Annotated in this window: 7 protein-coding genes; 4 read left to right on the top strand and 3 right to left on the bottom strand. The window is 62.4% G+C overall.

Annotated elements, in window-relative coordinates; all coding sequences use genetic code 11:
• Positions 1 to 341: hypothetical protein (locus VIM98_RS16275; protein WP_331994161.1), on the top strand; the 341-nt coding region annotated here is incomplete at its 5' end.
• Positions 342 to 374: 33 nt separating this feature from the next.
• Here the strand turns inward: VIM98_RS16275 and dapD are convergent.
• From dapD to map, 3 genes are all read right to left on the bottom strand, one after another.
• Positions 375 to 1,202, bottom strand: coding sequence for a 2,3,4,5-tetrahydropyridine-2,6-dicarboxylate N-succinyltransferase (dapD, locus tag VIM98_RS16270; protein ID WP_331994160.1), 828 nt, complete (start codon positions 1,200 to 1,202; stop codon positions 375 to 377).
• Positions 1,203 to 1,337: 135 nt separating this feature from the next.
• Positions 1,338 to 3,962 (bottom strand): [protein-PII] uridylyltransferase, encoded by a 2,625-nt coding sequence (gene glnD, locus VIM98_RS16265; RefSeq protein ID WP_331994159.1) that lies wholly within the window; start codon positions 3,960 to 3,962, stop codon positions 1,338 to 1,340.
• 127 nt (positions 3,963 to 4,089) lie between these two features.
• Entirely contained in the window at positions 4,090 to 4,854 is a 765-nt protein-coding gene (map, locus tag VIM98_RS16260; protein ID WP_331994158.1) for a type I methionyl aminopeptidase, read from the bottom strand.
• Between the two features lie 338 nt (positions 4,855 to 5,192).
• On the opposite strand from map, the gene rpsB reads away from it, so the two are divergent.
• From rpsB to pyrH, 3 genes are all read left to right on the top strand, one after another.
• Complete coding sequence (gene rpsB / locus VIM98_RS16255; RefSeq protein WP_331994157.1) at positions 5,193 to 6,077, top strand: 30S ribosomal protein S2; 885 nt, start codon at positions 5,193 to 5,195, stop codon at positions 6,075 to 6,077.
• Between the two features lie 56 nt (positions 6,078 to 6,133).
• Positions 6,134 to 7,015: a translation elongation factor Ts gene (tsf, locus tag VIM98_RS16250; RefSeq protein ID WP_331994156.1), complete on the top strand. Its 882-nt coding sequence runs from the start codon at positions 6,134 to 6,136 to the stop codon at positions 7,013 to 7,015.
• Positions 7,016 to 7,318: 303 nt separating this feature from the next.
• A complete protein-coding gene (gene pyrH / locus VIM98_RS16245) occupies positions 7,319 to 8,035 on the top strand; it encodes a UMP kinase (protein ID WP_331994155.1) in 717 nt (238 codons plus the stop codon).
• The last annotated feature ends 271 nt before the right edge of the window (positions 8,036 to 8,306 follow it).

Genomic DNA, 8,306 nt, shown 5'->3' with positions numbered 1-8,306 from the left:
GTCCGGGAGAGCGCGGCGTGATGACGATCAAAGTCCCCGCCGCAACCGGCCAGATCGCGTACATGGTGGAACACTTCGACTTCTACACGGGGTATAAGTTCGTCGATATGTCCTGCCCCGAAGACTGGAGCAAGGTCATATTCGATACCCACATCACCTGCTACGCGATGAGCGGCGTCCATGACGCCGCTGAAATGAAGCTACTGGTCGAGAATGTCCAAGCCGAACCTGGCAGCGTGAGCGTCGGCTATCAGGGGCTCGTTGCCATCCGCATGAGGGAGAACGAAACGCGGCGTTACGATTGGCATCTGCATGCAGCCCATGATGCGGCCACCGACTAGCATGGCCGTCATGGATCGTGCCATAGCGGTGCGTCAATCGCCCATGCGCAGCAGTTCGTTGATGCCTGTCTTGCCGCGCGTTTTCTCGTCGACCTGCTTGACGATCACTGCCGCATACAGGCTGTGCGATCCGTCCTTCGCCGGCAGGCTGCCGGCAACGACCACGCTACCGGCGGGAATGCGACCGTAGCTGATCTCGCCGGTCATACGGTTGTAGATGCGGGTGGACTGGCCGAGGAACACTCCCATGCCAATCACGCTGCCGCGCTCGACGACTACGCCTTCGACCACTTCAGAACGCGCGCCGACAAAGCAGTTGTCCTCGATGATGGTCGGATTGGCTTGCAGCGGCTCGAGCACGCCGCCGATACCCACACCACCGGACAAGTGCACGCCCGCGCCGATCTGCGCACAGGAGCCTACCGTGGCCCACGTATCGATCATGCTGCCGGCACCGACATAGGCTCCGATATTGACATAGCTCGGCATCAGTACGGCGTCCTTGGCCACGTGTGCGCCACGACGCACCAGGGCGCCGGGTACGACGCGTGCGCCAAGGGTTTCCAGCTCGCTGTCGTTGCCATGGGCAAAGCGCAGCGGCACCTTGTCGAATGCCAAGGCCGAGCCACCGTCGACCACGCGATTGCTATTGATGCGGAAATACAGCAACACCGCTTTCTTGATCCATTGGTTCACCGTCCAGCCGCCGTAGCCATCGGGCTCGGCAACGCGCCGCTCGCCCGATTCGAGCAGATCGATTACTTGCTCGATAGCCGGACGCAGATGCGTCTCCACTTCGGCCTGGGTGAGGTCATTGCGCCGTTCGAAGGCGTCGTCGATCAGGGATTCAATGCTTTGCATGAAAAGAAGCTCTAAAGATACCGATGCGATAGTAACGAGAATGAAGCAGTTTGTGCGCCGCACAGACAGTTTTTCGGGCGTTCCCCGGTCGCTTCCATAAAAGGACTATTCTTCGAAAGCGATCGAAGACATCCCTTAAGGGAAACGCTCCAGCAATGTCCCGAGCAACCGGTCCTGCTGTTGAGCGCTCAGCGGCCGATCCTGTCGGTTGGTGACCAGGAAATAATCTTCAGCGCGTTCGCCGAACGTGGCGATACGCGCATCGTGCACACGTATGCCCGCCTCCGCCATGGCTTGGGCTACGGCAGCAAGCAAGCCCGGACGGTCCGTGCCTACCAGTGAGAGCCGAGTGCGATCCCCAGCCAGATTGAAGGCGATCTTTGGCGCCACCTGGAAATGCTTCAGATGACGCGACATGTTCCGCTTGGGCGGCTGGTGCGTATGACCGGGCTGGGACAAGGCACGATGCATGCGCTGCTTGAGCTCTTCGGCGCGCTGCTCGGTAGCCGGTTGCTGGGTGCCGGCGTCCAGGAGCAGGAAGGTATCGAGCGCCATGCCGGTATGCGAACTCAGGATGCGCGCCTCCATCACCGAAAAATGCAGGCGATCGAGCATGGCGGTAAGTGCGGCAAACAGACCATCGCGATCCGGCACATAGACGAACAACTCCGTTGCGCCACGCACCGACAACGGATGCACCTCGACCAGCGGCGTGGCACCTTTGGCACGCAGGATCGCCGCGGTCTGCCAGGCGATTTGCTCGGGTCGATGGCGCAGGAAGCTCAACTCCGGGAAATCGGTCCAGGCATGAGCGCAATCGGCCGCAGAAAACCCCTCTTTCGCCAACAGATCCATGGCGCGCTCAAGACATTCGCGTACGCGCGTGGGCGCATCGGCAAAGACCTCCTCCTCGCTGCGCAGCATGTAGTGCGCGGCGGTATAGAGATCGGCCAGCAACCGGTCTTTCCAGCCATTCCAAAGCTTCGGACTGGTGCCGATGATATCGGCGATGGTCAACAGATAGAGCAAGTCCAACCGTCGGCGATCGCCTACCGCTTCGGCAAAACGCCCTACAACATCCGGATCGGTAATGTCCTGGCGCTGCGCGGTGGTGCTCATCAGCAGATGCCAACGCACCAACCAGGCAACCAGTTCCCCGTCTTCGGCAGGCAAGCCCAGCTTGGCGCAGAACTGCCGCGCGTCTTCTTCGCCAAGCATGGAATGATCGCCTCCGCGTCCCTTGGCGATGTCATGAAACAAGGCCGCCAGCAACAGCAGTTCGGGCTTTTCCAGCGTCGGCCAGATATCGCAGGCGATGGGGAACTGCGTCTTGGCCGCCGGATCGGCGAAACGTGCAACGTTGTAGAGCACGCGCAAGGTGTGCTCGTCCACGGTATAGACGTGGAACAAATCGTATTGCATGCGGCCAAAGACGCGACCGAACGCCGGCAGGATCGCCGCCAGCAAGCCATGCCGGTTCATGCGCCACAAGGCATCGGCTGCCGGAGCACCCATCCGCAGTAGTTCGAGGAATGCCTTAAGCACACTCGGGTCGTCAGCAAGCCGGCCGTCCAGCGCCGCGGTAGCCTGGTGCAGGCGACGCATCGTGTCGGCGGTAAAACCGACGATGCCAGGTGTCTTCAGGCGTTGGATAAACAGCTCTACCAGCGCGGCCGGGTGAGTCAGCAAGCGTTCCGGATCGCGCACTGCCATACGCGCACCGAAGCGCACGAAATCCTTGCCGATCGGCAGCGGCTCGCTTGGCGTTTCGAGCATTTCCTCGAAGCGCTCCATCAACTGCGCGCCGAGCCGCTCGACCTGGCTGGCGGCGCGATAGTAGCCCTGCATGAACTGCTCTACGCCGAGGTTCTTGGCGTGCTCGTCGCGAAATCCCAGGCGCTCGGCCAGTGGACGCTGGTAATCGAACAACAGCCGCTCTTCCGGCCGCCCCGCTTCGAGATGCAGTGCCCAGCGATAACGCCGTAAGGCGGCCTCGGCCTGTTCCAGGTTTTCCTGTTCGGCCGGATCGAGTAAGCCATCGGCGGCCATGTCACTGAAGTCATTGGCGTGCGCCAGCCGCCGCCCTAGCCAGCGCAGCGCATCGAGCGTGCGCAAGCCGCCCGGACCGTCCTTGATGTTCGGCTCCAGGTTGTAGGCCGTATCGTTGTAGCGCGCATGACGCGCGTTGCGCTCAGCCAGTCGCGCATCCAGATAGGCGCGTGGCGGCCAAAGCTGAGGATCGTCGACGATGGCGCGCAGGCGCGCTTCCAACGCCGGATCGCCGGCCAACTGCCGCGCATCGAGCAGGCTGGTGAATACGCTGGCATCCTCGGCCGCCAAGGCACGGCATTGCGCCGGATCGCGTACCGCGTGCCCGACTTTCAGGCCAACATCCCAAAGCGTGGAGAAGCATTGCTCCAACGCGCGCAGCCGTGGCGGCTCGGCGCGTTCGACCAGCACCAGCAAATCGACGTCCGAATACGGAAACAACAGGCCGCGACCGAACCCGCCGATGGCGAACAGCGCCGCCTCGGTCACGTCGCCCAAACAGGCATTCCAGACATGCACGACGATCCGTTGCACCGATTCGCTGCGCCGACGCCCCAGCGCGGTGGCATCGGCACCGTCGCGAAAGGCCGTGGTCAGGGCTCGGTCGACATCGCCCAGCAGTTGCCGCAATGCGCGCCGCGCTTCGCTGGAAACGCCCGATCGGGGCACGGCGATGGGCAGGCGCGGTAAAGGAGGAAGCGAAGGACTCATGAGAAAGAGTAAAGCCGTTTGCCGCACTCGCTGTAAAGCCACGCCATTGGCGCTTCACTTGGCAAAAGAAAAGCCCGCACGACGGCGGGCTCTTCCTTGCGTTTGGCGCTACCGGCCCGAATGCACCTCAGGCATCCGGCCAGGGCGTCAGGATTTCGAACCCGTCGTCCGTCACCGCGATCGTGTGCTCCCACTGCGCCGAAAGCGAGTGATCCTTGGTGACTACCGTCCAGCCGTCCGGAAGCTGCTTCGTCTGCGGCTTGCCTGCATTGATCATCGGCTCGACCGTAAAGGTCATGCCCTTCTGCAAGGTCAGCCCGCTGCCGGCTTTGCCGTAATGCAGGACCTGCGGTTCGTCGTGATAGACCTTGCCGATGCCGTGCCCGCAGTACTCGCGCACTACGGAGAAACCCGCCGCCTCGGCATGCTTTTGGATCGCGTTGCCGACATCGCCCAGGGTGGCGCCTGGGCGCACCGCCTGGATGCCGCGCATCATCGCCTCATAGGTGGTGTCTACCAGACGCTTGGCCAGCACGCCGGGAGTGCCGACGAAATACATGCGGCTGGTGTCACCGTGCCAACCGTCCTTGATGACGGTCACATCGAGATTGATGATGTCGCCATCCTTGAGCACCTTGCCGGGACTGGGGATGCCGTGGCAGATGACATGGTTGACCGAGGTACACAGCGTCTTGGGGAAACCGTTGTAACCGACGTTGGCCGGGATGGCTTTCTGCACATTTACGATGTGCTCGTAGGCGAGGCGGTCGAGATCCTCGGTGGTGACACCGGGCTTGACGTGCTCCTTGAGCATGGCGAGCACTTCGGCGGCCAACTGGCCAGCCGCGCGCATCGCCTCGATGTCCTGGGGGGTTTTGAGGGTAACTGCCATGATTCCACTCACATGGCGACAAGCGCCCTGGAAATCCAGTGGCTTGCCGCTATACCGGCTGACCGGCTACAATTTCGGAGTTTTGCTGGGTCGAACTTTTCACTCCACAGGGTGAAACCGGCCGTCGCAAAACGCATGGGATTGTAAACCGCTTCGCGGCCGATCCCTTAAGTCCTTGATTGGACAAACTAAACGCCACACACGTATCGACACCGCCTTCGGGGTGCCGCCATCGCCTTCCATTCTAAATGGGAGCAAGCGGTCGAAGCCGGGGATATGTGGAGGTCCCAACCCCCGGGCTTGTAAAACCCAAGCCCATAAAATTTGGAGTTACACCCATGGCTCAAGTCACCATGCGCCAGATGCTCGAAGCTGGCGTGCATTTCGGTCACCAGACCCGCTACTGGAACCCGAAGATGGCCCCGTACATCTTTGGCGCCCGCGGCAAGATCCACATCATCAATCTGGAAAAGACCCTCCCGCTTTTCACCGACGCGATGAACTTCCTCTCGGGCGTGGCGCAGAAGCGCGGCACCGTGCTGTTCGTCGGCACCAAGCGTTCGGCGCGTGAAGCGCTGGCCGAGGAAGCCACCCGCGCCGGTATGCCGTTCGTGACCGCCCGCTGGCTCGGCGGCATGCTGACCAACTTCCGCACCGTCAAGCAGTCCGTGGCCCGCCTGAAAGAGCTGGAAGCGGCCGAGACCGACGGCAGCTTCGACAAGCTGGTCAAGCACGAAGTGCTGGCCCGCCGCCGCGAGCGCGAGAAGCTGGAAAACTCGCTGGGCGGCATCAAGGACATGAACCGTCTGCCCGACGCGTTGTTCATCATCGACATCGGTCATGAAGACATCGCCGTGCAGGAAGCCAAGAAGCTCGGCATCCCGGTGATCGCCGTGGTCGATACCAACTACAACCCGGAACTGGTCGATTACGCCATCCCGGGCAACGACGACGCCATCCGCGCCATCCAGCTGTACGCCCGCGCCGCGGCCGACTCGATCCTCGAAGGCAAGGCCGCCGCGCCTGCCGCCGCCCAGGGCGACGCCAACGAGTTCGTCGAGCTGGACGAGGAAGGCAACCCGGTCGCCAAGGAAGAGCGCAAGGCCGCCCCGGCGCGCCGTGAACGCGACAACCGCGGTCCGGCTCGCAAGGGTTCGGGCGCTCCTCGCCGTGACGGCGGCCGCGGCGGTCGCGGTCGTCAGGAAAGCGAAGACGCCGAGTAAGTCGTTCACCCGCCCCGGCTCCGACCGGGGCGTTTCCAAGATTTTGAGGATTGCAGATGAGCACCCCCATTACCGCAAAACTGGTCAGCGAGCTGCGTGAGCGTTCGGGCGCCGGCATGATGGACTGCAAGAAGGCGCTGACCGAGACCAACGGCGACATCGACGCCGCTGCCGAGCTGCTGCGCAAGACCGGCCTGGCCAAGGCCGACAAGAAAGCCGATCGCGTGGCTGCCGAAGGCCGCATCTCGGTTGCCCAGGGTGGCGGCCAGGCCGTCATGGTCGAGATCAACAGCGAAACCGACTTTGTCGCCAAGGCGCCGAACTTCGTCGAGTTCACCGACAAGATCGCCCAGGACGCCCTCAAGGCCTCCGCCGGTACCGTCGAAGCGCTCAAGGCCGCTTCGCACGTGGACGGCGGCACGGTCGAAGAGGCCGCCAAGGCCCAGACCGCCACCATCGGCGAGAAGATCGACGTGCGTCGCGTCGCCCGCGTCGCCAACGACGGCCCGCTGGCCGTCTATTCGCACGGCGGCAAGATCGGCGTGATCGTAGCCCTCAAGGGCGGCTCGGAAGAGCTGGCCAAGGGCGTCGCCATGCACGTTGCCGCGATGAACCCGCCCTACGTGAAGGCCGAGGATGTCCCGGCCGACTTCGTCGCGAAGGAAAAGGAAATCGCCCTGGCTGCGATGTCGGACAAGGAAAAGAACAAGCCTGCCGATATCCTGGACAAGATCATCTCCGGCAAGATCAACAAGATCGTCTCGGAAGTGACCTTGATGGGTCAGCCCTATGTGCTGGACACCAACGTCACCGTTGGCGACGCACTGAAGAAGGAAGGCGCCGAAGTGGTTGCCTCGATTCGTCTGGCCGTCGGCGAAGGCATCGAGAAGGTGCAGGAAGACTATCTGGCCGAAGTGGCCAAGGCGATGCAGGTCTGATTGCCTTTACGCTTCATTCCGGATGCAAAAGAGCCGCGGGAGACCGCGGCTTTTTTGTGCCTCCGGTTTAGGCGAGAGAACGTAGCGAGGGCGCCAGAACCGACCACAGGGCTACCCGCCAGGCAGCGCGACAACACATGTCACGCCACGATTCCCCTCGCCCTGCCGAGCTGCGCCCCTCGATACTCCTTCCTCGTCCCTCTGCCACGCCCCGACCACATTCCCCAACACAATCGGCGCTCGCCGCATTACCACAGCTCCATTACAATACCGGCGTTTTGCCCCACACAATCCGGAGACCCCATGAGCGACCCGCTTAAGTACCGCCGCATCCTGCTCAAACTCTCCGGCGAAGCCTTGATGGGCGATGCCGACTACGGTATCGATCCGAAGGTCATCGGTCGCCTGGCCGAAGAAATCATCGACATCCAGCGTGCTGGCGTACAGATCGGCGTCGTCATCGGCGGCGGAAACATTTTTCGTGGCGCGGGCCTGGCTGCCGCAGGCATGGATCGCGTCACCGGCGACCACATGGGCATGCTCGCCACGGTGATGAACGCTTTGGCCATGCAGGACGCGATCGAAAAACGCGGCGGCTTCGCACGCGTAATGAGCGCAATCCAGATCCACGATGTCGCTGAGGACTTCATCCGCCGCCGCGCTATTCGCCACATCGAAAAGGGCCGCATCGTGCTGTTCGCCGCAGGCACCGGCAATCCGTTCTTCACCACCGATTCGGCCGCCGCGCTGCGTGCGATCGAAGTGGGCGCGGATCTGCTGCTGAAGGCCACCAAAGTGGATGGCGTCTATACCGCCGATCCCGCGCGGCACGCCGACGCCGTACGCTACGACCATCTCGACTACGACCAGGTCATCGAGCGCAAGCTGGCCGTGATGGATACCGCCGCCATTGCGCTATGCCGCGATCACAAGATGCCGATGCGCATTTATGACATGACTGTGCCGGGCAACCTGCTGCGGATCATGCGCGGCGAGGCTGTTGGCACGTTGGTCGACTGAGGCCGAAAGCGGCGAGGGACGAGTAGCGATGGAGCCAAAACCGAGCGTCCGGTGTAACCCGGATACTGCGGCGACGCTCTGTTATTGCGGCGTACGTCAAGCGCCCAGACTGGCGCCCTCGCCACTCACCCCTCGTCCCTATTCACCCAACCCCTTCCTTTTTCTCCAAATTTCATTAAAATGTCGCGTTCACCGCGCACCGCAGTGTGCGTGCTGCCGGCATCCCGGCAACTCTGGAGCTTTTATTTATGGTCAAGATTCGTCTTTCGCG

Source organism: Dyella sp. (genome assembly GCF_036568765.1).
In the GTDB taxonomy this organism is placed as follows: Bacteria; Pseudomonadota; Gammaproteobacteria; order Xanthomonadales; family Rhodanobacteraceae; genus GSA-30.
The sequence above is the reverse complement of the archived record's forward strand: the minus strand, read 5'-3'. Positions and strand labels throughout refer to the sequence as shown.